The organism is Acidovorax sp. Leaf191 (assembly GCF_001424425.1).
Taxonomy (GTDB): domain Bacteria; phylum Pseudomonadota; class Gammaproteobacteria; order Burkholderiales; family Burkholderiaceae_C; genus Acidovorax.
The window spans coordinates 674,475-697,718 of the sequence record NZ_LMPT01000019.1; the positions used below are offsets into that span (position 1 = coordinate 674,475).

Consider the following 23,244-nt stretch of genomic DNA (forward strand, 5'->3'; position numbering starts at 1 on the left):
AGCGCCTGCGCCTGCCGCGCAGGCGTTTTTTCATTTCTGCCACCCCTGAACCAAAGACACGCATGCTGGTGGAGCTGACCGCACGACGCCGCCGGGCCGCGGCCGCAACCTTGCTGGCCGTGGCCATGGTGCAGGCCGGCCCGGGTTCGGCCCTGGCCCAAAGCCACAAGCCGCGTCGGGCCGCCACCGAGCCCGCACCGGCGGCCAAGCCGGTCGAGCTGCGCGACGGCCAGGCCGAGTCGCGCCTGCTGGCGGTGTACAGGCTCATCGGCGAAGGCCGCCAGCGCGAGGCCCTGGCACAGGCCGAAAGCCTGGCACGTGACTACCCCAACTTCCAGCTGGCGCAACTGGCCGTGGGCGACCTGATGATGTCGCGCACCCGGCCCATCCGCCGCATGGGCGATGTGCCCGAGCCGGACTCCACCCGCAGCATCCAGGCCGCCAGCGTGCTCGAAGAGCTGCGCAACGAGTCGCGCCAGCGTGTGGACGCGCAGCGCAGCCGCCCGCCCGCGAACACCATCCCGGCGCAGTTCCTGGAGCTGTCGCCGCGCTCGCGCCATGCCATCGCCGTGGACGCATCCCGCTCGCGCCTGTACCTGTTCGAGAACACGGGCAAGGGCCTGCAGCTGGTGGCCGACTACTATGCGTCCGTCGGCAAGCTGGGCACCGAAAAGGCCACCGAAGGCGACCAGCGCACGCCGCTCGGGGTGTACTTCATCACCAGCCGCCTGGACCCCGCCACCCTCAAGGACTTCTACGGCGCCGGCGCCCTGCCCATCAACTACCCCAACCCGCTGGACCAGAGCCGCGGCAAGACCGGCAGCGGCATCTGGCTGCACGGCACGCCGCCCGACCAGTTCGCGCGCGCCCCGCTGGCCACCGACGGCTGCCTGGTGCTGGCCAACCCCGACCTCGAACGCATCCTGCGCACGGTGGAGCCCCGCTCCACGCCCGTCGTCATCGCCCGCCAGCTGCAGTGGGTGGCGCCGCACAGCGTGAGCGCCGAACGCAAGTCGTTCGAGGCCGTGCTCAACGCCTGGCGCAGTGCCAAGACCCAGGGCGACATGACGCGCCTGCTGGGCTTTTACGCACCCGACTTCCAGACCTACCGCAAAAAGCCGCTCGAAGAGTGGACCGAGGTCCTCAAGGCCGAGACCCGCGCGCTGCGGGGCCGGGAACTCCATCTCAAAGACAAGTCTTACCTTCGGTGGACAGATTCCGCCGACACCATGGTGGTAACGTTCGGCGAAGTCGCCGAAGGCGCCCGCACGGGCCCGGTCAAGCGCCAGTACTGGGCGCGACGGGGCCAACAATGGCAGATATTTTTCGAAGGAGTGATTGGATGATTTCCAGAAGAAATTCGACCCTGGCGCTTGCCAGCATTGCGCTGGCAGCTACTTTTTCAGCAGCAAATGTGCAGGCGCAAGAGGCCCCCAAGGTCAAGCTGGCCACCTCGATGGGCGACATCGTCGTGCAACTCGACCCTGCCAAGGCACCCAAGACGGTCGAGAACTTCCTGGCCTACGTGAACGACAAGCACTACGACGGCACGGTGTTCCACCGCGTGATGAACGGCTTCATGATCCAGGGCGGCGGCTTCACCGCCGACATGCAGCAAAAGCCTACCAAGCCCCCGATCGCGCTCGAAGCCAACAACGGCCTCAAGAACGACACCTACACCATCGCCATGGCGCGCACGGCCAACCCCAACTCGGCCACCTCGCAGTTCTTCATCAACGTGAAGGACAACGCCATGCTCAACGCCCCCAGCCCTGACGGCCATGGCTACGCCGTGTTCGGCAAGGTGGTGAGCGGCACCGACGTGGTCGACAAGATCAAGGCCGTGGCCGTGGGCAACAAGGGCCCGCACCAGAACGTGCCCAACACGCCCGTCACCATCAACTCCGCCACGCTGGTGAAGTGAGCCTTTTTGTTGATCCATTGATTCATTGATCGAAAGAACCTTGCCATGAGCAACCCCCAAGTCGAACTGCACATTGCCGGCTACGGCGTCATCACCCTCGAACTCGACGAAGCCAAGGCCCCCAAGTCGGTGGCCAACTTCCTGTCGTACGTGAACAAGGGCCACTACAACAACACCGTGTTTCACCGCGTGATCCCCGGCTTCATGGTGCAAGGCGGCGGCTTTGAACCTGGCATGACCCAGAAGGGCACCGACGCGCCCATCGAGAACGAAGCCAACAACGGCCTGAAGAACGCCAACTACACCGTGGCCATGGCCCGCACCAGCGACCCGCACTCGGCCACCGCCCAGTTCTTCATCAACGTGGCGGACAACGGCTTCCTGAACCACACCGCACCGTCGGCCCAGGGCTGGGGCTATGCCGTGTTCGGCAAGGTGGTCGGCGGCGCCGACGTGGTCGACAAGATCAAGGCCGTGAAGACGGGCCGCAAGGGCTTCCACGACGACGTGCCGAAGGAAGACGTGATCATCGAAAAGGCCGTCGCGCTCTGAGCACGACATTCCCCTTGAGCGCTGCGGCGGCCCCGGTTGCGGGGCCCGCGTACATCACGCAGCGCAGGGGATGACCGACACAAGCACTAGCCCCAGCATTTTTGTGACCACGACCGTGCCCCGGTTCGAGGAGCTCATCGCTCCCTCGCACTGGCGCACGGTCGAATTCATTTCGGACCTGCATTTGCAGGCCAGCGAACCCGCCACCGTGGCGGCGTTCGAGCACTACCTGCGCACCACAGAGGCCGACGCGCTGTTCATCCTGGGTGACCTGTTCGAGGTGTGGGTGGGCGACGACGCCATCGACGAGCCCGGCAGCTTCGAGGCCCGGGGCTGCGCCGCCCTTGGCGCAGCATCGCAGCGCAGGCCGCTGTACTTCATGCACGGCAACCGCGACTTCCTGACGGGACCCGCATTCCTGCAGCGCACCGGCATGACCGGCCTCGCAGACCCCACGGTCCTCGTGTTCGGCCACCAGCGCATCGTGCTCAGCCACGGCGACCTGCTGTGCCTGGACGATGTGGACTACCAGCGCTTTCGCATCCAGGCGCGCAGCAGCGCCTGGCAGGACGCCTTCCTCGCCCAGCCCCTGGCCACGCGCCGCACCCAGGCCCGCGGCATCCGCCAGGAGAGCGAAGCCAAGAAGCAGTCCGGCGTCACCTACGCCGACGTGGACGGCCCTGCCGCCATCGGCTGGCTGCAGGCCGCCGGGGCCAGCACGATGGTGCATGGGCATACGCACCGCCCCGCAGAGCACACCCTCGCACCCGGGCTCGCTCGCGTGGTACTCAGCGACTGGGATGCGGCCGCATTGCCCCCCCGGCTGGAAACACTGCGTTTGTCGGCCCAGGGCTTGGAACGCATCGCACTCGACCCCAGGTAGGCTGTGTATTGACTTCCGGGGCCTGCCTTTGTCGGCATGCCCTGACACCATGCCCCCCATCCTCAACCGGCTCTGGCGCCACGTGCGCGCCACCGTCGCCCCCGTGCCCGACATCTCGGCCGCACTGTGGTTGCAGACGCTGCAGCGTTATCCCTTCCTGTCTGCGCTGTCACTGCACGACCAGTCCAAGCTGCGGGCGCTGAGCGCCCTGTTCCTGCACGAGAAGCGGTTCCACGGCGCCCACGACCTCGAGGTCACCGACGCCATGGCCATCGACATCGCCGCCCAGGCCTGCCTGCCGCTGCTGCACTGGGGCGACCCGGCCAAGGCCCTCAAGTGGTACGACGATTTCGTGACCATCGTGCTGCACCCGGGCGAGGCCGTGGCGCGCCGCCAGGTCGTGGATGAAGCCGGCGTGGTGCACGAACAGGCGCAGGTGCTGCTGGGCGAGGCGATGGACCGCGGCCCCATCATGCTCAGTTGGCAACACGTCGCCAACGCGGCCGAGAACACCGAGCGCGGGCACAACGTGGTGGTGCACGAGTTCGTGCACAAGCTCGACATGCGCAGCGGCGAGCCCAATGGCTGCCCGCCATTGCCATCCGGCTTCATGGGCACGCGCACCGGCCGCGCCGCCTACGAGGCCTGGTGGTCCGCCTGGGAGCCGGCGTACGAGCAGTTCCGCGAGCGCGTGATCATGTCCGAACGGTTCGGCGCCGAGCGGCCCTGGCTGGATGCGTACGGCGCGACCTCGCCCTCCGAATTCTTTGCTGTGGCGTGCGAGGCGTACTTCGTCAACCGGCCCCGCTTTGCGCAAGAGTTTCCGTCGCTGATGCCGGTGCTGGACGCGTTCTTTCAGCGCCCCGTCCACACGGACTGACACGCGCTGTGCCGCAGCGGCGTGCCGCTTTGCACGTTGACCTGCGCAGCGTTGCATTGCGGTGGATACGACGGAGCTCTGTCGTCGGCAATGTCCTCATTCCTGCGCACAGAGACCCGATGACTCGCCTTCGCGATAGGGCCTGGATTCCAGATTTTGACAATTTGTCCATTTTTGGATAAATTGTCGACATGACCCGCCCAACGTCCTCCACAGCCTCGACGCCTTCCACGCCACCAACACCCCGTCAACGGACTGCACGGCCAGCGCGCCCCCGCACCGCCGAGCACACGGTGCTGCTGTCGCAGATCGAGCAGGTCGCGCAGGGCCTGGCCGCCACCTTCGCGCCGTTTTGCGAGGTGGTCGTGCACGACCTGCTGGACCCGGGGCAATCCATCCTCGCGATCCACAACAACCTCTCGGGCCGGGCCGTGGGCGAGCCGACGACCGAGCTGGGCCTGGCGCGCATCGCCGACCCCGACTACCCCCAGGTGATCGCCAACTACGCCAACCAGTTTGCCGACGGGCGACAGGCCAAGAGCACGTCGGTGGGCATCAAGGATTCATCGGGCGAGTACATCGCCGCGCTGTGCCTGAATGTGGACCTCACGCTGTTTCGCAGCCTGCAGAGCGTGGTGGGGCAGTTCACCGCCATCGACGGCGACACGGGGCTCACCGAGTCGCTCGACCCTGCGGGCGCCGATGCCATCCGCCTGCGCATCGACCAGTTCGCGGCACGCCTGTCCACCGCGCCGCGGGCGCTCAAGGCCAGCGAGCGGCGCGCGCTGCTGCGCGAACTGCGCGACTCGGGCAGCCTGGAGGTGCGCCGCGCCATGGAGGTGGTGGCGCAGCACCTGGGCGTATCGCGCGCCACGGTGTATGGCGACGTGGCCAAGTGAGGTGAAGGCATGAGCGCCCACCCCACCACCATCGACCGCGCACAGGCCGGCCTGCGGCTGCTCGACACCCACCAGGTCAACACGCTGCTGCAGCCGCACGATGTACTGACTGCCGTGCGCGAGGCCTTCACCCTGCACAGCCAGCGCGCGGGCCGCGTGTTCCCCGTGGTGCGCGAGGCGCTGGCCACGGGCGGTGTGTTCGGCATCAAGTCGGGCGATGTGCCCGCCCAGGGGCTGCTGGGCTTCAAGGCCGCGGGCTTCTGGCCCGCCAACCGCGCGCGGGGCGGCGAGCCGCACCAGGCCACCGTGATGCTGATCGACCCTGCCACCGGCCGCCCGCTGTGCGTGCTGGACGGCAATGCCATCACCACCGAACGCACGGGCGCGGCCGGCGCACTGGGGCTGCAGCACCTCGCACGGGCTGACAGCGAGCAGCTGTGCCTCTTCGGCACCGGCGTACAGGCGCGCGTGCAGCTGCGCTATGCGCTGCAGGTGCTGCCCGCGCTGCGCCGGGTGCGCTATGTGGCGCATGGCGGGCAGCGCAACCAAGGCTTCGAGGCGGCGTTGGCCGACCGCTGCGACATCGCCCTGGCCACCGATGCGAATGCCGCCGTGGCCACGAGCGACGTGGTGATCACCGCCACGCCCGGCGGTGGCGCGCTGTTCGACGCAGCGGCCGTGCAGCCGGGCACCCACATCAACGCTGTGGGCACCGACACCCAGGGCAAGCGCGAGCTGCCCGAAGGCCTGCTGGAGCGCGCCCGCGTGTTCGTGGACGACGCCGCGCAAGCCCGCCAATTGGGCGAGCTGCAATGGGCGCCGCCCGGCCTGCCCTGCACCGAACTGGGCGATGTGATCACGGACCAGGTGCAGGCGGCGCGCGGCGCGCAGGACATCACCGTGTTCGACATGACGGGCCTGGCCCTGCAGGACCTCACCGTCGCCCGCATGCTGCACACGCACGCCCTGGCGCAGGGCGTGGGCACTGCGATGGCCTGGCCGTGGTGACAGGTACCGGCCCCCCGCCCCCTCCCCTCTCTTCATTTCCGCTTCCATCCCGCTTTCAACCACCAACACCCATCGTTGCCATGACCTCTACCACCCCCATTGCAAACAGTCTCCCCACTTACGACGACGTCGTGGCTGCCGCTGGCCGCATTGCAGGCGTTGCGCACCGCACGCCCGTGCTCACCTCGCGCATCCTCGACGAGGAGATGGGTGCCCAGGTGTTCTTCAAGTGCGAGAACCTGCAGCGCATGGGTGCGTTCAAGTTCCGCGGTGCCTACAACGCGCTGGCCCAGTTCGACGCCACGCAGCGCAAGGCCGGGGTGATCGCGTTCTCGTCGGGCAACCATGCACAGGGCATCGCCCTGGCCGCGCGCGAGCTGGGCATGCCCGCCACCATCGTCATGCCGCAGGACGCCCCCGCCGCCAAGGTCGCGGCCACGCAGGGCTACGGCGCCCAGGTGGTGTTCTACGACCGCTACACGCAAGACCGCGAGCAGATCACCCGCGACCTGGCCGAGCGCGATGGCCTGACCATGATCCCGCCGTACGACCACGCCGACGTGCTGGCCGGCCAGGGCACCGCTGCCAAGGAGCTGTTCGAAGAGGTGGGCGAACTGGACGCCTTCTTCGTCTGCCTGGGCGGCGGCGGCTTGCTGTCGGGCTCGGCCCTGGCCACCCGTGCACTGTCGCCAAACTGCAAGCTCTACGGCGTGGAGCCCGAGGCGGGCAACGACGGGCAGCAGTCGTTTCGCAGCGGCTCCATCGTGCACATCGACACGCCCCAGACCATTGCCGATGGCGCGCAGACACAGCACCTGGGCAACATCACCTTCCCCATCATCCGCCGCGACGTGGACGACATCCTCACCGTGAGCGATGCCCAGCTGGTGGACGCCATGCGCTTTTTTGCCACGCGCATGAAGCTGGTGGTGGAGCCTACGGGCTGCCTGGGCTTTGCGGCGGCGCGTGCACGGGGTGCAGAACTGAAGGGCAAGAAGGTCGGCGTGTTGATCAGCGGCGGCAACGTGGACATGGAACGTTTTTGCGCCCTGCTCGCCGGCTGAGCCAGCCACACAACGAGGACCCTTTGCCATGCAAGAAGCACCCACCACCTCCCCCGCGATCCCCCTGTCCCAGGTCGATACGCCCGCTGCGCTGATCGAGCTGCCACGCATGCAGCGCAACATCGCGCGCATGCAGGAGCGCATGAACGCACTGGGCGTGCGCTTTCGCCCGCACGCCAAGACCGCCAAGTGCCCGGCCGTGACCCAGGCGCAGATCGCAGCCGGCGCGCAGGGCATCACGGTGTCCACCCTCAAGGAGGCCGCGCAGTTCTTTGCCCACGGCATCACCGACATCCTGTACGCCGTGGGCACCGTGCCGCACAAGCTGCCCCAGGTGCTGGCGCTGCGCCGCCAAGGCTGCAGCCTGAAGATCGTCACCGACAACGTCGCCGCAGCCCAGGCCATCGTGGACTTTGGCCGTGAGCACGGCGAGGTGTTCGAGGTGCTGATCGAGGTGGACACCGACGGCCACCGATCGGGCATCCGCCCCGACGAAGCCGCGCTGATCGACGTGGGCCGGGTGCTGCACACGGGCGGCATGCGCCTGGCCGGCGTCATGACGCACGCGGGCGGCAGCTACGACCTGAACACCCCCGAGGCCCTCACCGCCCTGGCCGAGCAGGAGCGCGCCGGCTGCGTGCACGCGGCCGAACGCCTGCGCGCGGCGGGCCTGCCCTGCGCCGTGGTGAGCGTGGGCTCCACGCCCACGGCCCTGTCGGCCCGCGACCTCACGGGCGTGACGGAGGTGCGTGCGGGCGTGTACGTGTTCTTCGACCTGGTGATGCACAACGTGGGGGTGTGCAGCACCGACGACATCGCGCTGAGCGTGCTGACCACCGTGATCGGCCACCAGGTGGACAAGGGTTGGGCCATCGTCGATGCCGGCTGGATGGCCATGAGCCGCGACCGGGGGACGCACAAGCAGTCGCGCGACTATGGGTATGGGCAGGTGTGCGATGTGGATGGGGCTGTGCTGGACGGGTATGTGCTGAGTGGTGCGAACCAGGAGCACGGGATTCTGTCGCTGGTCGGGGGTTCTGATGCGCCGGGCCTGGAAGATATTGCGCGGCGGTTTCCGGTGGGAATGCAGTTGCGGATCTTGCCGAACCATGCGTGTGCGACGGGGGCGCAGTATGGGGAGTATCGGGCGGTGGACGGTGGGGTGGTGGTGGGGGAATGGGGGCGGTTTGGGGGGTGGTGAGCTTTGGTTGGTGTGTGGCTTTGTGGTTTGTGGGCATGGTTGCCGTGTGCCTTTGCGAGGGGCGGGGGCCGGGGTGTGCGCCCGGCGGCGCAGTAACTTTCTCTTGCGTCGCCAAGAGAAAGTCACCAAAGAGAAGGCGACCCCCAGTCTGCGTCCCCCATCGCCCGTTGGGCGAAGGGGGCAACCTGCGATGCTCGGTCGTAGGGTGGCGTCGCAGAACTCGCTGCGTTTGGCCGCAGGCCAAACTACGCTCAAACATCTGCGACGAGTCAGATCACGCAGTGCGTGTGTCCTGCGGCACACGCACCCACCCCACGCCCTGCGCTTCTCGGCGCAGCCAGCAGGGGTGGGGAGCGGGCTCCACACGGGCCATTGCTTCGCTCGGCCCGGGTTGCCTCGCTGCGCTTCGGCCTGAGCAGGACGGCCGCGCCAGTGTTGTGGGCAGCGCGCGATGCGGCACGGTCGCTTCGCGATCTGGCGTGTCACAAATGCTGGAGAAGCGGCGGGCAGTTGTCTACAGACGAAGTATGGATTTATGGAGCCTTGGTCAACTCGCAGCCCATCGGCTCGGGCAGTGCGACCGCACCCACCCTGTGGGCAGCGCGCAGCGCGTCCCCCACCCCAGGCGCCGCTGCCCAGGCAGCAGCCGGGTGGTGTTCACCCCCTGCTGGCTGCGCCGAGAAGCGCAGGGCCGGGGGTGGGCGTGTGTGCCGCAGGACACACACGCTTCGTGATCTAGCTCGTCGCAGATGTTTGAGCGGAGCGGGGCCACAGGCCCCGCGCAGCGAGTTCTGCGACGCCACCCCCGGCCCGAGCATCGCAGGTTGCCCCCATCGCCCATCGGGCGATGGGGGACGCAGACTGGGGGTCGCCTTTTCTTTGCCTTCTTTCTTTTGGCGACGCAAAAGAAAGAAGGTGCGCCGCCGGGCGCACACCCCGGCCTCCGCCCTCAGCCCAAGCACAGCCCCTGCAAACGCAGGTGATGCAGCTGATCGGAAAGCAAGAAACCTCGCCCAATCGGCAACGCAGACAGCACCCGACCCGTCACCGGTTCGCTGCAGCCCCCATCGCAAACTTCGCAGCCCGCACCACCGCCTCCGCATCCACCCCAAAGAACGCACGCAACGCCGCCCGCGTATCGCTGCGCCCGAACCCATCCGTCCCCAACGTCAGGTACTTGCGCCCCTGCGGCACGAAGGCGCGCACCGTCTCGGGCACGGCACGCACATAGTCGGTCGCAGCGATCACCGGTCCGCTCGTGGCGGCCAGTTGCGCTGCAAGCCAGGGGGTCCCCGGCTCATCTTCTCCCGCGATGGCACGCTGCTCGCACGCCACGCCGTCGCGTGCCAATTCGCTCCAGCTGGTCACGCTGATCACCGTCACCTCCACGCCCTCGGCAGCCAGCAACTCTGCCGCCTTGACTACCTCGGTGAGGATCGCGCCCGAGCCCAGCAGGGTCACGGTTTGAGGTGAAAAAGCCCCCTGTCGCTCGTCCAGCAAGCGCGGATAGCTCCCAAAAACATAGCAACCACGCAGCACACCCTCTGCCGCACCAGCGGGCAGGTCCGGCTGCGCGTAGTTCTCGTTCATCAGCGTCACGTAGTAAAAAACGTCGCGCTGCTCGGTCACCATCTCGCGCATGCCGGCGTCGATGATGACGGCCATCTCGCCCGCGTAGGCCGGGTCGTAGGCCTTGCAGTTGGGGATGGTGGCCGCCACCAGGTGGCTGCTGCCGTCCTGGTGCTGCAGGCCCTCGCCGCCCAGCGTGGTGCGGCCCGACGTGGCGCCCAGCAAAAAGCCGCGCGCACGCTGGTCGGCGGCGGCCCAGATGGCGTCGCCCACGCGCTGGAAGCCGAACATCGAGTAGTAGATGTAGAACGGCAGCATCGCCAGGCCGTGCACGCTGTAGCTGGTGGCCGCGGCCGTCCAGCTGGCGATGGCGCCGGCCTCGCTGATGCCCTCTTCCAGGATCTGGCCGTCCAGCGCCTCGCGGTAGCTCAGCACCGAGCCGATGTCCTCGGGCGCGTAGCGCTGGCCCACGCTGCTGTAGATGCCGACCTGCTTGAACAAATTGGCCATGCCGAAGGTGCGCGCCTCGTCGGCCACGATGGGCACGATGCGCGGGCCCAGCGTGGCGTCCTTGAGCAAGCTGCCCAGCATGCGCACGAAGGCCATGGTGGTGCTCATTTCCTTGCCATCGGCCTGCAGCGCGAACTGTGCATAGCCCTCGATGGCCGGCACGGGCAGCGCCTCGCAGGCCGTCTCGCGGCGCGGCAGGTAGCCGCCAAGGTTCTGGCGGTGGGTGCGCAGGTAGCGCATCTCGGGGCTGTCTTCCGCGGGCTTGAAGAACGCGAGGCTGGTGGCCTGCTCGTCGGTGAGCGGCAGGTTGAAGCGGTTGCGGAACTCGATGAGGTCGGTCTCGTCGAGCTTCTTCTGGCTGTGCGTGGTCATCTTGCCCTGGCCGGCCGTGCCCATGCCGTAGCCCTTCTTGGTGTGCGCCAGGATCACGGTGGGCTGGCCTTGGTGGCGCGCGGCCGCGGCATACGCGGCGTGGATCTTCACCAGGTCGTGCCCGCCGCGCTTCAAGCGGTCGATCTGCTCGTCCGTCATGCCCTGGGCCAGGGCCGCGAGCTCGGGGTTCTGGCCGAAGAAGTTGTCGCGGTTGAAGCGCCCGTCCTTGGCGGCAAAGGTCTGCATCTGGCCGTCCACCGTGCCTTCAAGCGTGCGCACCAGCGCACCGGTCAGGTCGCGGGCGAACAGGCCGTCCCAGTCGCTGCCCCAGACCAGCTTGACCACGTTCCAGCCCGCGCCGGCGAACAGCCGCTCCAGCTCGTCGATGATGCGGCCGTTGCCGCGCACCGGGCCGTCCAGGCGCTGCAGGTTGCAGTTGACCACCCAGACCAGATTGTCGAGGCCCTCGCGCGCGGCCAGGGTCAGCGCGCTCATGCTCTCGGGCTCGTCCATCTCGCCGTCGCCGAACACGCCCCAGACCTTGCGCTGGCTGCAGTCGAGCAGGTTGCGGTGCGTGAGGTAGCGCATGAAGCGCGCGTGGTAAATGCTGCTGATGGGGCCGATGCCCATCGACCCGGTGGGAAACTGCCAGAAGTCCGGCATCAGCCAGGGGTGCGGGTAGCTCGACAGGCCCTGCGCACCCGCGCCCGGCGCGGTGAGCTCCTGGCGGTAGTGCATCAGGTCCTGCTCGGACAGGCGGCCTTCGAGGAACGCCCGCGCATACACGCCCGGCGCGCTGTGCGGCTGGAAGAACACCAGGTCGCCCCGGTGCTGCCCCTCGCCCACGCCTTCGCGGGCGCAGAAGAAGTGGTTGAAGCCGCTCTCGAACAGGTCGGCCGCGCTGGCGTAGCTGGCGATGTGGCCACCCAGTTCGCCATACGCCTGGTTGGCGCGCACCACCATGGCCAGCGCGTTCCAGCGCACGATGGAGGCCACGCGCTCTTCAACAGCCAGGTCACCGGGGAAGGCGGGCTGGTCCTGCGCGGCCACGGTGTTCACATATGGCGTGTTCAGGTCCGGCTGCCAGCCGATGCGCTGCGTGCGCGCCAGCCGCACCAGCTCTTGCAGGATGTGGCGCGCGCGCTCCGGGCCTTCGGTGGCCACCAGGGCCAGGAAGGCGTCGCGCCACTCGGCGGTTTCCTCAGGATCGATGTCGGGGACGGCGCCGGGCGCCAGCAGCAGGTTGTGGGGTGTGAGCGCGTTCATGCAGAGCACTGTAGCCATGCCCACCCCGAATGAGTTGCCGTTTTGCAGCCGATGCAGCGCAATACCAGCAGCTTATGCCGCAAAAACAATAAACTGCAGCATATGAAACTCGATACCCTGGACCTGCGCATTCTGGCCGAGCTGCAGGCCGATGGCTCCCTGTCCAACGTGGAGCTGGCGCGGCGTGTGCACCTGTCGCCCTCGCCGTGCCTTGCACGGGTGAAGGCGCTGGAGGCCGCAGGCGTCATCAGCCGCTATGTGGCGCTGGCCAACGCGGCGGCGCTGGGGCTAGGGCTCAACGTATTCATCAGCATCAGCCTCAAGGCGCAGAGCAAGGAGGCGCTGGCCGACTTCGAGCGCCGCATCGCGGAGCACGACGAGGTGATGGAGTGCTACCTGATGAGCGGCGACAGCGACTACCTGATCCGCGTCGCCGTGGCCGACATTTCGGCGCTGGAGCGGTTCATCGTGGAGCAGCTCGCCCCGATGCCCGGTGTGGAAAAGATCCGGTCGAGCTTTGCGCTCAAGCAGGTGCGCTACAAGACGGCGCTGCCGCTGCCCCGGACATAGCGTTCGGGCTCCAGCGCCCTGCCCTTCCTCCATCGTCCATCGTCCATCACTCCGCACGCGCCGTGCTGGGGGGCTGGCCGATGATCCTTTTGTATGCGCGGCTGAAGGAGGCTTCGGACTCGTAGCCCAGCCGATGGGCCGCCACGGCCACGCGCATGCCGTCGCGTGCGATCCAGCGGCGCGCCTGCGACATCTTCACCTTGGCCACGTAGCGCGCCGGGCTCTCCCCCATGGTCCGCGTGAACGATTCCGAAAAGCTCGAGCGCGAGGCACCCATCAGGTCGGCCAGCAGCGGCACGTTCCAGTCGCGCTCGGGCTCGGCGTGGATGGCCGCGATCACCTTGCCGATGCGCGGGCAGCGCACGGCGGCGATCCAGCCCGTGGGGCTGTTGCAGCTGCATTCCACCCAGGCGCGGATGATGCTGGCCGCCAGCGCGTCGGCCAGGCGCGCCAGGATGGCGCAGGCGCCCATGCGGTCCTGCGCCACCTCGCGCTCCATGGCGTCGAGCAGCACGGGCACCGTGGTGTCGCGCCGGGCCAGGTCGCCGGCCATCATCACCGCGGGCATCATGGCCATCAGCGGGTGCAGCGGGTCGAGGTTGAAGCGCAGCGCGCCGCTGAACAGCACGTCGGGCGCCAGCGGCGGGGGCGGCGCGACCGGGGCCCCCCGGGGTGCGCGGCCCGCATCGCGGCCGTCCACCAGGTAGATGTTTTCAGACACGGCCTTGCGCGCCAGCGAGTCGATGTCCACCGGCGGCACATCGGGCGAGCTGGCCAGCACATGAAATGTGCCGTGCGGCAGCAGCACCGCATCGCCCATGGTCAGGCGCTGCCATTCGGTGCCCGGCGTGCGCAGCCAGGCGCCGCCGTGGCCAACGAAGTGAAACCGCGCCGAGCGCTGCGCCGGAAAAGCGATGGCCCAGGGCGGGTGCAGCACGCAGCGGCCATACTCCACGCCGTCCAGGCGCAGGCCGAGCAGGATCTGGGTCAGCAGGTCCGGCGGCTCCACCCACGGCGGCTGCGGCACTTGGTCAAACGGTCTGGATGAAAAGTCAAGCATTTCGGCTTTTACGGCATGGAAACGCCGACATCTTATCCCTAGCATGGACGTCCGTTCCAACCCAAGGCTTTGCCCGTGTCCTCCTCTTCTTCCTGCTCCACCTGCCTGGATGCGCCCGTGGGCGCCGTGGCCGATGCCGATTCCGTATCTGCATCGGCGTTCGAACCCGTCCCGCACGCCACCCCCGAGCCCGCCGAGGCCCGCTGGGCGGCCGTGGCGTCCATGGCGCTGGGCGTGTTCGGCCTGGTCACGGCCGAATTCTTGCCCGCCAGCCTGCTGACCGCCATGGCCAGCGACCTGCGCGTGAGCGATGGGGCCGCGGGCCAGGCGGTCACCGTCACCGCGCTGGTGGCCGCCGTGGCTGCGCCGTCGCTGCCGCTGCTCACGCGCCGCATCGACCGGCGGCTGGTGATGATCGCCTTCACGCTGCTGCTGGTGCTGTCCAACGTGATGTCCGCCCTGGCCGGGAGCCTGGCCACGCTGCTGGTGGCGCGGGTACTGCTGGGCGTGGCGCTGGGCGGCTTCTGGTCCATGTCGGCGGCGCTGGCCATGCGGCTGGTGCCGGCCTCGCTGTTTGCGCGGGCCATGTCGCTCATCCTCACCGGGGTGTCGGTGGCCACCGTGTGCGCGGCGCCCATCGGCGCGTGGATGGGCGACCTGTGGGGCTGGCGCAGCGCCTTCATCGCGGCGGGCGGCATCAGCCTCGTCACGCTGGCGGTGCAGCTGGTGGCCCTGCCCGCCCTGCCCCCGCGCGACAACCCCAACCTCAAGGTGCTGGGCGAGCTGCTGCGCCGCCCGCCGGTGCGCGTGGCGCTGCTGGCGGTGCTGCTCGTCATCTCAGGCCACTTCGCAGGCTTTACCTACATTCGCCCGCTGATGGAGCAGGTCACGCACCTGTCGGTGGCCACCATCACGGCCGTGCTGCTGGGCTACGGCGTAGGCGGCTTCTTCGGCAACTTCGTGGGGGGATGGATCGCGGGGCGCAGCGAGCGCCAGGCCATCGTGGCCGGTGGTGCCGTCATTGCCGTGCTGGCCGCCGTGCTGCTGGTGGCTGGGCAGTCGGCGGCCATCACGGCGGTGGCGGTCACGCTGTGGGGGTTTGCGTTCGGCGCGTTTCCGGTGGGCTTTCAGACCTGGATCGTGCGGGCCGCGCCCGACCAGGCGGAGGGCGCGGGCGGGCTGCTGGTGGCGGCGTTTCAGATCGCGATTGCCAGCGGCGCCATCTTTGGCGGGCTGATGGTGGACCACGTGGGCGCACTGGGCGGGCCGGCGTTTGCCCTGGCAGCGCTGACGCTGGGCACCTTGCTGACCCTGCGCCACGGCCCACGGCCGGCGCAGGCCTGACCCGCCGCAGGGGTTGGAGCCCCCAAGCCCATCCCCACCGCACAGCCTGCCGCCACGGCCCCACGCAGCGCGGGACTACGGCACGGGCTTCCGGGCCACCGCGCCCGTGGCGACGCGCTGGCGCACTTCGCGGATCAGCGCCTTGGCCCGCGCCGCGTTGGCGGGCCCCATGCGCACCAGGATCTTCTGGCCGCTCGACAGGGCCTGCAGCGCCGGGTCGGCAAACTCGTAGCGCACCCAGGGCCGCAGGTCGGGCACGTCGGTGTTCACCGGCAGCAGCTTCACGCGCAGCGGCTCCTTGGGCTCGGGCGCGAGCAGCAGGTGGTCCAGCACGGCCACCAGGCGGTCGTTGAAGTAGCGCCGGGGATAGCCCACTTCTTCATACGCCTGCTGGAACAGCGGGTACAGCCGTGCATACAACGCCACCGCGGCGTCTAGCGGCACGGCCTCGGCAAAGGCCAGCACCGCGCTGTAGCGCGCTGCGTTGGCGGGGGCGATGGTCTGCGCGCCCTCGGCGCCCTCCACCGTGAAGCGCTCGGGCGTGGGCTGCACCGGCCACATGCGCGATGGCGCCTGGGCGCGGCCCAGGTTGTCCACCGTGGCGACCACGCAGCGCACAAAGCCTTCGGTCCACAGAAACCTGGCCACCTTGTCGCGGCCCAGCAGTTCGCCGAGCAAGGCCGTCACACGGGTGTCCGATTCCGCCAGGGGCGGCAAAGCGGTGTCGGCGGGCGCGAGGCCATCGACCAGGTTCTGCGGGCCCGAGGCTTCGGGCATGGGGGGTGCAGCCGCAGGGGCTGCGGGCGCGCTGGCCACAGGCGGCGGTGGTGGCGCGGGCTGAGGCTCCGCGGGGCGCAGCCAGAACCACCACGCAGCGCCCGCGATGGCCGCGCAGCCCAGGGCTGCGAGGGCGACTTTGGGCAGGGGCGATGCACCCTCGGGTGCGGGGCGAAACTCGGCGGTGTCGTGATCGGGCATCGGGTCTCCTGTGGCGGTGCATGGGGCACGCCCTGGGTACGACGGCGTGGGCCGCCATGCGTTCCCGTGCGGGGTGCAATGCCCATTGGAAACCGCGCCTGCGCCCGGTGCGTAACGCCATGTACCCGCTGGGCGATGCCGGTGCCTTCCCAGACCTCGCCACGCCACCGCTGCGCGATCGGCACGGCACGGGCAGCCCTGCGGTGCGCAGGAGGATGTGGGTGTGCTGGCCTATCCCCCCGCCCGCCGGGTCAGAAAGCCGCCGGCGGGCCGGCCAGCGAGTCCAGCCAGGTCACGGTGGCGGACAGCTCCGCCGGGCGGATCTCGTGCGCGCCTGGAAACTCCCGGTACGTGACCGCCACGGGCAGCGGGCCCATGTGCTGCGCGATGGCCTGTGCGTGGGCCAGGGGGATCACGTTGTCGTGCGTGCCGTGGCTCAGCCACAGCTGCTTGCCCCGCAGCGCATCGGGCGGCGCGGCCAGGGGCAGCACCTGCGCCAGCAGGCGGCCGTGCCACACCATGGCCGCCTGCATCAGCGCGGGCTGGGTCAGCAGCAGCGACAGCGCCATGATGCCGCCCTGGCTGAAGCCGCCCACCACGACGCGCTCTGGCGGAATGCCCAGTTGCTCTGCGGCGAACGCGATGGCCTGGACCACCAGCGCGCGGCTTTGCGCTTCTTGCGCCTCGTTGATGGTGCGCTCGCCGTTGGGCTCGATGGAAAAGTCGAACCACGCGTGCGAGCCCGGCCCCATGCGAAACGGTGCCCGCAGGCTCAGCACATGAAAACGCTCGGGAATGTGCGGCGCCAGGCCGAACAGGTCCTGCTCGTTGCTGCCCACGCCGTGCATGAGCACCAGCAGCCAGGGCCGGGGCGTGGTGGCAGCGGCCGGGCGCTGCAAAAAGGTGAGCGGTAGATCAAGCATGGATGAGCGGCAGGGCCGATTTGGAAGATGAATGGGTGGATGGACGAAAGGGCTGCGTCAATGCACGGGCTGCAAGGCAAACGCATCCATCGACAGCATGCTGTACATCACCTCGCGGCTCAGGTAGTGGGCCTGCAGATCGTCGCCCGCTGCGCCCAGCGCAAAGAAGATGGGCAGGAAATGGTCCTCGGTCGGGTGTGCACGGCGCGCATGCGGGGCCTCGCTGCGGTAGTTGAGCAGTGCCTTCATGTCGCCCCGCGCCAGGGCCGCTTCGATCCAGCGGCTGAACTCCAGCACGTAGGGCGCGGGCTCGCGCTCGCCGCCAAAGAACTCGGCCAGGTTGTGCGTCATGCTGCCCGAGCCGATGACCAGCACGTTCTGGTCGCGCAGGCTGCGCAGTGCCGCGCCCAGCGCGTACACCTCGGCCGGCCCAGCGCCCACGGGCAGGGCCACCTGCACCACCGGCACATCGGCCTGCGGGAACAGATGCATCAGCGGCACCCAGGCACCATGGTCGAACGGGCGGGCCGCGTCGCCCTGCGCCGCCACGCCGGCGGCTTGCAGCAAGCCCAGCACCTCCTGCGCCAGCGCGGGCGAGCCCGGGGCCGGGTATTGCAGCTGGTACAGCGCGGGCGGAAACCCGCCAAAGTCGTGCCAGGTCTCCGGCTGCGGGCCGGTCATGACCTGCGGCGAGCGTGCCATCCAGTGGGGCGACATGATGACCACGCCGCGCAGCCCCGGGTACTGTGCCTTCAGGCTGTCACCCCACTGCGTGAGCGCGGGGCCGGTGGTGCCGGCGTCCAGCGCAAACAGCGGCGCGCCGTGCGAGACGAACAGTGCAGGAACAACAGGGGAAGCAGGGGCGTTGGCAGACATGGCGATGTCCTTTGGATTCATTGCGTGGGGGGGATGCATTGAATGTAGGACCGACAGCCCGCGATACCAAGCCCTGTGCATCAGACAGATCGTTCCACGGGTGGTGCTAATGAGCCGGTAAAAACTGCCAATGCGCCGGGCAACAAAACATCGCCACCCAACAACGTCCACCTGTCCGGGGTCCGTCAACAGCCCCTCAGGACCCATCCTTCACCCGGCCGCGCAGCGCCTTGGTTTCGCTGCGCTGGCTCTTGCCCGCCAGCCGCCGCTGCTGCGAGCCATAGGTCGGCCGCGTGGCACGCCGCACGCGGGGCGGCACGGCGACCGTGTTGACCAGCGCGTTCAGGCGCTGCAGCGCGTCCGTCCGGTTCTGGTCCTGGCTGCGGTACTGCTGCGCCTTGATCACCACCACGCCGTCCTGCGTGATGCGGCTGTCGCGCAGTGCCAATAGGCGCTCCTTGACCCCGTCGGGCAATGACGACGCCGCCACGTCGAAGCGCAGGTGCACCGCGCTCGATACCTTGTTGACGTTCTGCCCACCCGCGCCCTGCGCCCGCATGGCGGTGATCTCCACCTCGTCTTCGGGCACTTCCAGTGGCGGGGTCGGTGCGGTGGTCATGCGAGTGCCCGCTTGCCGTGCGAAAGTGTGCCCGGGGGTACCACTGCGCTCAGGCGGCCGCCTGGGGCTGCAGCTGCGCCAGCCCGTCGATGGCCAGGCCATAGCCCAGCACGCCAAACCCGCACATCACGGCCTTGGCGGCCGCGGCCATGTACGAATGGTGCCGGAAGGATTCGCGGGCGTGCACATTGCTGATGTGCAGCTCGATCAGCGTGATGCCCGTGCCCTTGGTGGCATCGTGCAGCGCCACGCTGGTGTGGGTGTAGGCCCCGGCATTGATCACCACGCCGGCCAGCTCACCCGCCGCATGCAGGCGGCCCGCTTCATGGATCCAGTCGATCAGCGCACCCTCGTGGTTGCTTTGGTGAAACCGCAGCGCAAAACCATGGCGCGCGCAGGCGTCGGCGCACAGTTTTTCGACATCGGCCAGGGTGTGTGCGCCGTACACGGCAGGTTCACGCGTGCCCAGCAGGTTCAGATTGGGGCCATTGAGGACAAAAACGGTTTTCACAGGGCATGCACTCCGAGGGGTTGCACCCGCCATGCAGCGGGCAAAGGTGCCAAATTATGCTGCGCCGCCACCTGCGCGCCCCCAAAGAAAAAGCGGCCCGAAGGCCGCTGTAAAAGGCAGCCTGTGCAAAGACGCTGCCTGTGAGCGACTGGCGCCCAAGAGGTTTTGGTTACAAAGTACGGCAGCCGTGCCGGTCAGGACCGGCTGCCGGGGCGGGGCCGATCAGCGGTCCCAGCGGCCGTAGCCACGGTCGTGGTGATGGTGGCGGTGGCCTCGGTAGCCACGGTCACCGTAGTACACCACGGCGGGTGGAGGGGCGTAGTACGCTGGAGGGGGCGCGTAATACACAGGCCGTGGGGGCGCGTAGTACACCGGTGGGGGCGGGGCCACATACACCGGGGCTGGTGCGTAGTAGCCATTGCTGGCCCCCACCACCACACCCGGCACGCCAATGCCCACCGACCAGTTGACGTCGCGGGCCTGGGCGGCGCCCGCGCCACCCAGCAATGCCAGCGCTACGCCTGCGGAAGCTGCCAAGGCATAGATAGAACGGGATTGAGTCATACGGATATCTCCTGTTGGAATGAGGGTAGCCAGCCAAATGGACTCGCCTCACCGGTACATAACGCACCAAGTAGGCAAAAGGATGGCATAAATTTGTCTTTACGTTGTGTCCGGAAGTACATTCGCCCGTTTCCATGCGTAAACCATCACGAAACCGGGCCCTAAAATGGCCCGATGAGCACCCAAAACCCCGTCAATCCAGCCGCCAACACACCGGCTGCCGCCACCGCGACAGCCCCGGAAGCCGTCAAGCCCAGCAACTTCCTGCGCCAGATCATTGAAAGCGACCTGGAAAAAGGCACCTACGCCGCCCGCCGCTGGGGAGGCACCCCGGGCGACGCCGCCCACCACGCGGCGGGCCAGCCCGACCCGGCCAAGATCCGCACCCGCTTCCCGCCCGAGCCCAACGGCTACCTGCACATCGGCCACGCCAAGAGCATCTGCATCAACTTCGGCCTGGCCCGCGACTACGGCGGCGTGTGCCACCTGCGCTTTGACGACACCAACCCCGAAAAAGAAGACACCGAATACGTCGACAGCATCATCGACGCGGTGAAGTGGCTCGGTTTCGACTGGAACGGCCACCCCAGCGCCCCGCCCTACCAGGCCAGCGACTACTTCGACTTCATGTACCGCGCGGCCGAATACCTGATCGAAGCCGGCCACGCCTATGTGGACGAGCAAACCGTGGAGCAGATGCGTATCAACCGCGGCGACTTCGGCAAGCCAGGCGTGAACAGCCCCTTCCGCAGCCGCACCCCGGCCGAAAACCTGGCCAAGTTCCGCGAGATGAAGGCCGGCCTGCACGAAGACGGCTCCATGGTGCTGCGCGCCAAGATCGACATGGCCAGCCCCAACATCAACATGCGCGACCCGGCCATCTACCGCATCCGCCGCGCCACGCACCACAACACGGGCGACACCTGGTGCATCTACCCGATGTACACGTATGCGCACCCCATCGAAGACGCGCTCGAGCAGATCACCCACAGCCTGTGCACGCTGGAGTTTGAAGACCAGCGCCCCTTCTACGACTGGCTGCTGGAGCGCCTGACGGAAGGCGGCCTGCTGAGCAACCCACCCCCCCGCCAGTACGAATTCGCCCGCCTGAACCTCACCTACGTCATCACCAGCAAACGCAAGCTCGCCCAGCTGGTGTACGACCACAAGGTCAGCGGCTGGGACGACCCCCGCATGCCCACCATCGTCGGCCTGCGCCGCCGCGGCTACACGCCCGAATCGCTGCAGGTGTTTGCCGAGCGCATTGGTGTGACCAAGAGCGACAGCTGGATCGACTACAGCACCCTGGAAGGCTGCCTGCGCGAAGACCTGGAGCTCAAGGCCTTCCGCGGCATGGCCGTGCTCAACCCCGTCAAGCTGGTGCTGACCAACTGGGACGAGGTCATGGGCGCGGGCCACCTGGAGCCCTGCACCCTGCCATCACTGCCCCACCCCCCCGAAGGCGTGGAAAGCCCCGAGCGCCACTTCACCATCGGCAAGGAAGTCTGGATCGAACGCGAAGATTTTGAGGAAGTGCCCCCGAAGGGCTACAAGCGCTTGTTCCCGGGCAACAAGGTGCGCCTGAAGGGCGGCTACGTCATCGAATGCACCGGCTGCCACAAAGACGCCGACGGCACCATCACCGAAGTGCTGGCCACCATGGTGCCCGACACCAAGAGCGGCACCCCCGGCGCCGACAGCGTGAAGGTCAAGGCCGCCATCACCTGGGTGGGCGTGGCAGACGGCGTGAAGGCCGAGGTGCGCATGTACGACCGCCTGTTCCTGGAAGCCCAGCCCGATGCGGGCGGCAAGGACTTCATCGAAAGCCTGAACCCGAACAGCCTGAAGGTGGCAACGGCCATCGTGGAGCCGTCGCTGGCCAAGGCCCAGCCGGACGACAAGTTCCAGTTCGAGCGGCACGGGTACTTTGTGGCGGACCGGCTGGACCACCGGCCGGGCAAGCCGGTGTTCAACCTGGCGGTGGGGTTGAAGGATGGCTGGGGCAAGTAAGTCCCGGCGCAGCACCGCCAGTCAACGCCATGTTCTACCTCGACCTCTTTGCCGCATTGCACCGTCACGGGGTTGAATATGTACTGATTGGCGGGCTGGCTGTAGCACTGCATGGGTCGAGCGCAACACCATGGACATCGATGTCTGCGTTGTGGTGTCGCCCGACAACATGCAGCATCTGATCAACGCTGCGCTTGAATTGAAGCTACGGCCCGTTCTTCCAGTCCCGCTCCACACGTTGGCACAGATCGACCCCCTCAAGGACTGGCACGCGCAGCGCAATCTGCAATCCTTCGCCCTTCGCACCGATGAGCTTTCAGGGGTCACACTGGATGTACTGCTCTTTCCTCCCGTTGACCCGCGAGGCATGTGCGAACGCGCCATGCACCTCGACGTCCCAGGCGTCCCTGTGGCGCTGGCCCATGTTGACGACCTCATCGCTCTCAAGCAAAGTGCGGGTCGCCCCATTGATTTGGCCGACATTGCACATCTGCAACGCCTGATGCCAAAGTAGTCGGACCACCCATCCAACCATGACCCCCACCGAACGCAACGCCCTGCGCGATGAACGCCGCTACTACGTGAGCGACGAACGGTTGCGCGCTTTTGGACAATTGAGCGTCTTGCAACGGCTGCAATGGGTGGAGCAATGCTCGCAATTTGTTCGCGTGGCACAAGCCGCGAAACAGGCGCAAGAGCAAGAAGCCCTGCGCTCGGCGCCCGCCCATTGATCGAGGCTGCCTATTGGCCGTGAAATCCCAAACGCCATCAGCCCCAAGCCGCCTCGACAGCGTAAAGGCCACGGTGGACACCAACATCGCCATGCCTGCAACCCAACCTCCTACCGCCAACCCCACCTTCGCCCACGTGCCTCCCGGACCGGTGGCAGGCCCCTTGCAGTTGCTGCCCGTCAGCGAAGCAGTGGTGGCGGTCCACACCGCCGATGGCGCACATGTCGGCTCACTCAAAAAGGTCGGTGGTGTCTGGAAGTTCAAAGCGATGGGCTACGGCGCTGCCGGGGGCATGGAGCCTGGCCACGGCCCGTTGACCGATCGGCACAACATGCAGTTCGCCACGCCCGATGCGGTCGAGGTGAGCTCCCGGTTGCTGGGCGCCTCAGGCAACACTCTTTAAGCAGCTGCGCATTCCGGTGATGATGACCGGTCAGTCCAGCGCCATGAACGCCCGCAGCAGGCGCTCAATCATTGGCCGCAAACGGCAAGAACCGGACATTAGTGCGTCCCACCCAAAAGAGGCTTTTTTGAGACCATCTGACCAACTCGTTGACCTTGCGAAGCGAGCCGAACACAGGCTCAGCGTGGTTTTCGACGCGCCCGAAGTCCTTCCTTTCGCTGCGAAAGCGATTGTACTGATTGGTAGTTTTCCAGCCATGCGCGAAGACTTCGAGCGTGAATTCAAAACGATGCGGGCCTACGCGCCGAGAGAGTTCGTACAGGTCTGCATGCACGCGCTACGGTGGCCGGAGTTGCGGTCCTTCTTCGAGCAGCAGTCCCGCTTGGCAATCGCTCAGAATGACTGGCCGGCCATAGCGGACTACGGCAAGTACCTTGACGCCTTCGAGGATGATTGGGAGGACGCCGGGACGTTCTACTGTCGGTACTTCGTTGAATCGGCCAACGACTGACTTCGGCCAATTGCAG

The 23,244-nt window shown here is 67.7% G+C and carries 24 protein-coding genes; 16 read left to right on the plus strand and 8 right to left on the minus strand.

Annotated features, from left to right (window positions below; genetic code table 11):
* The first annotated feature begins 62 nt into the window (after positions 1-62).
* The 9 genes from ASG27_RS17090 to ASG27_RS17130 all read left to right on the plus strand — a co-directional run bounded on the left by ASG27_RS17090 (position 63) and on the right by ASG27_RS17130 (position 8,411).
* On the plus strand, positions 63-1,346 hold the full coding sequence (locus ASG27_RS17090; protein ID WP_056418816.1) for a L,D-transpeptidase family protein: 1,284 nt from the start codon (positions 63-65) through the stop codon (positions 1,344-1,346).
* The gene (locus ASG27_RS17095) at positions 1,343-1,924 is read left to right on the plus strand and encodes a peptidylprolyl isomerase (protein ID WP_056418819.1); all 582 of its coding nucleotides are present in this window, start codon (positions 1,343-1,345) and stop codon (positions 1,922-1,924) included. Before ASG27_RS17090 ends, ASG27_RS17095 begins: the two co-directional genes overlap by 4 nt.
* 45 nt (positions 1,925-1,969) lie before the next feature.
* Positions 1,970-2,476, plus strand: a complete 507-nt coding sequence (locus tag ASG27_RS17100) for a peptidylprolyl isomerase (RefSeq protein ID WP_056418821.1) — start codon at positions 1,970-1,972, stop codon at positions 2,474-2,476.
* Positions 2,477-2,546: 70 nt separating this feature from the next.
* Positions 2,547-3,359 (plus strand): UDP-2,3-diacylglucosamine diphosphatase, encoded by an 813-nt coding sequence (locus tag ASG27_RS17105; RefSeq protein ID WP_082486023.1) that lies wholly within the window; start codon positions 2,547-2,549, stop codon positions 3,357-3,359.
* 49 nt (positions 3,360-3,408) lie between these two features.
* Positions 3,409-4,239: a zinc-dependent peptidase gene (locus ASG27_RS17110; protein WP_056418823.1), complete on the plus strand. Its 831-nt coding sequence runs from the start codon at positions 3,409-3,411 to the stop codon at positions 4,237-4,239.
* A gap of 191 nt (positions 4,240-4,430) precedes the next feature.
* The gene (locus ASG27_RS17115; RefSeq protein ID WP_235504068.1) at positions 4,431-5,138 is read left to right on the plus strand and encodes a helix-turn-helix transcriptional regulator; all 708 of its coding nucleotides are present in this window, start codon (positions 4,431-4,433) and stop codon (positions 5,136-5,138) included.
* A gap of 9 nt (positions 5,139-5,147) precedes the next feature.
* Complete coding sequence (locus tag ASG27_RS17120; RefSeq protein WP_056418829.1) at positions 5,148-6,146, plus strand: ornithine cyclodeaminase family protein; 999 nt, start codon at positions 5,148-5,150, stop codon at positions 6,144-6,146.
* A gap of 80 nt (positions 6,147-6,226) precedes the next feature.
* Positions 6,227-7,210: a threo-3-hydroxy-L-aspartate ammonia-lyase gene (locus tag ASG27_RS17125; protein WP_056418830.1), complete on the plus strand. Its 984-nt coding sequence runs from the start codon at positions 6,227-6,229 to the stop codon at positions 7,208-7,210.
* Positions 7,211-7,238: 28 nt separating this feature from the next.
* Entirely contained in the window at positions 7,239-8,411 is a 1,173-nt protein-coding gene (locus ASG27_RS17130) for a DSD1 family PLP-dependent enzyme (RefSeq protein ID WP_056418833.1), read from the plus strand.
* 1,044 nt (positions 8,412-9,455) lie between these two features.
* Here the strand turns inward: ASG27_RS17130 and mdeB are convergent.
* Positions 9,456-12,128, minus strand: a complete 2,673-nt coding sequence (gene mdeB, locus ASG27_RS17135) for an alpha-ketoglutarate dehydrogenase (RefSeq protein ID WP_056418837.1) — start codon at positions 12,126-12,128, stop codon at positions 9,456-9,458.
* A 102-nt stretch (positions 12,129-12,230) separates the two neighbouring features.
* On the opposite strand from mdeB, the gene ASG27_RS17140 reads away from it, so the two are divergent.
* Entirely contained in the window at positions 12,231-12,698 is a 468-nt protein-coding gene (locus ASG27_RS17140) for an Lrp/AsnC family transcriptional regulator (RefSeq protein WP_056418840.1), read from the plus strand.
* Between the two features lie 46 nt (positions 12,699-12,744).
* On the opposite strand, the gene ASG27_RS17145 is transcribed toward ASG27_RS17140, so the two are convergent.
* Complete coding sequence (locus tag ASG27_RS17145) at positions 12,745-13,758, minus strand: AraC family transcriptional regulator (protein ID WP_056418842.1); 1,014 nt, start codon at positions 13,756-13,758, stop codon at positions 12,745-12,747.
* Between the two features lie 75 nt (positions 13,759-13,833).
* On the opposite strand from ASG27_RS17145, the gene ASG27_RS17150 reads away from it, so the two are divergent.
* Positions 13,834-15,102: an MFS transporter gene (locus ASG27_RS17150; RefSeq protein ID WP_156370804.1), complete on the plus strand. Its 1,269-nt coding sequence runs from the start codon at positions 13,834-13,836 to the stop codon at positions 15,100-15,102.
* A gap of 75 nt (positions 15,103-15,177) precedes the next feature.
* Here ASG27_RS17150 and ASG27_RS17155 read toward each other — a convergent pair whose 3' ends face one another.
* From ASG27_RS17155 to ASG27_RS17180, 6 genes are all read right to left on the minus strand, one after another.
* Positions 15,178-16,080 carry a DUF3014 domain-containing protein gene (locus tag ASG27_RS17155; protein WP_056418845.1) on the minus strand — a complete coding sequence of 301 codons (903 nt, stop codon included), beginning with the start codon at positions 16,078-16,080 and terminating at the stop codon, positions 15,178-15,180.
* A 251-nt stretch (positions 16,081-16,331) separates the two neighbouring features.
* On the minus strand, positions 16,332-17,003 hold the full coding sequence (locus ASG27_RS17160) for an alpha/beta hydrolase (protein ID WP_056418847.1): 672 nt from the start codon (positions 17,001-17,003) through the stop codon (positions 16,332-16,334).
* A gap of 57 nt (positions 17,004-17,060) precedes the next feature.
* On the minus strand, positions 17,061-17,879 hold the full coding sequence (locus ASG27_RS17165) for a DODA-type extradiol aromatic ring-opening family dioxygenase (protein ID WP_156370806.1): 819 nt from the start codon (positions 17,877-17,879) through the stop codon (positions 17,061-17,063).
* A gap of 196 nt (positions 17,880-18,075) precedes the next feature.
* Complete coding sequence (gene arfB, locus ASG27_RS17170; protein ID WP_056418854.1) at positions 18,076-18,498, minus strand: alternative ribosome rescue aminoacyl-tRNA hydrolase ArfB; 423 nt, start codon at positions 18,496-18,498, stop codon at positions 18,076-18,078.
* 49 nt (positions 18,499-18,547) lie between these two features.
* On the minus strand, positions 18,548-19,042 hold the full coding sequence (aroQ, locus tag ASG27_RS17175) for a type II 3-dehydroquinate dehydratase (RefSeq protein ID WP_056418856.1): 495 nt from the start codon (positions 19,040-19,042) through the stop codon (positions 18,548-18,550).
* 189 nt (positions 19,043-19,231) lie between these two features.
* A complete protein-coding gene (locus ASG27_RS17180; RefSeq protein ID WP_056418859.1) occupies positions 19,232-19,573 on the minus strand; it encodes a hypothetical protein in 342 nt (113 codons plus the stop codon).
* A 174-nt stretch (positions 19,574-19,747) separates the two neighbouring features.
* Between ASG27_RS17180 and ASG27_RS17185 the strand changes: the two genes are divergently transcribed.
* From ASG27_RS17185 to ASG27_RS17205, 5 genes are all read left to right on the plus strand, one after another.
* On the plus strand, positions 19,748-21,583 hold the full coding sequence (locus ASG27_RS17185) for a glutamine--tRNA ligase/YqeY domain fusion protein (protein ID WP_056418862.1): 1,836 nt from the start codon (positions 19,748-19,750) through the stop codon (positions 21,581-21,583).
* A gap of 130 nt (positions 21,584-21,713) precedes the next feature.
* Entirely contained in the window at positions 21,714-22,097 is a 384-nt protein-coding gene (locus ASG27_RS17190; RefSeq protein ID WP_056418865.1) for a hypothetical protein, read from the plus strand.
* 19 nt (positions 22,098-22,116) lie between these two features.
* Entirely contained in the window at positions 22,117-22,314 is a 198-nt protein-coding gene (locus tag ASG27_RS17195) for a hypothetical protein (protein WP_056418867.1), read from the plus strand.
* 73 nt (positions 22,315-22,387) lie between these two features.
* Positions 22,388-22,717: a hypothetical protein gene (locus ASG27_RS17200; protein WP_442854095.1), complete on the plus strand. Its 330-nt coding sequence runs from the start codon at positions 22,388-22,390 to the stop codon at positions 22,715-22,717.
* Between the two features lie 43 nt (positions 22,718-22,760).
* On the plus strand, positions 22,761-23,228 hold the full coding sequence (locus ASG27_RS17205; protein WP_156371530.1) for a hypothetical protein: 468 nt from the start codon (positions 22,761-22,763) through the stop codon (positions 23,226-23,228).
* The last annotated feature ends 16 nt before the right edge of the window (positions 23,229-23,244 follow it).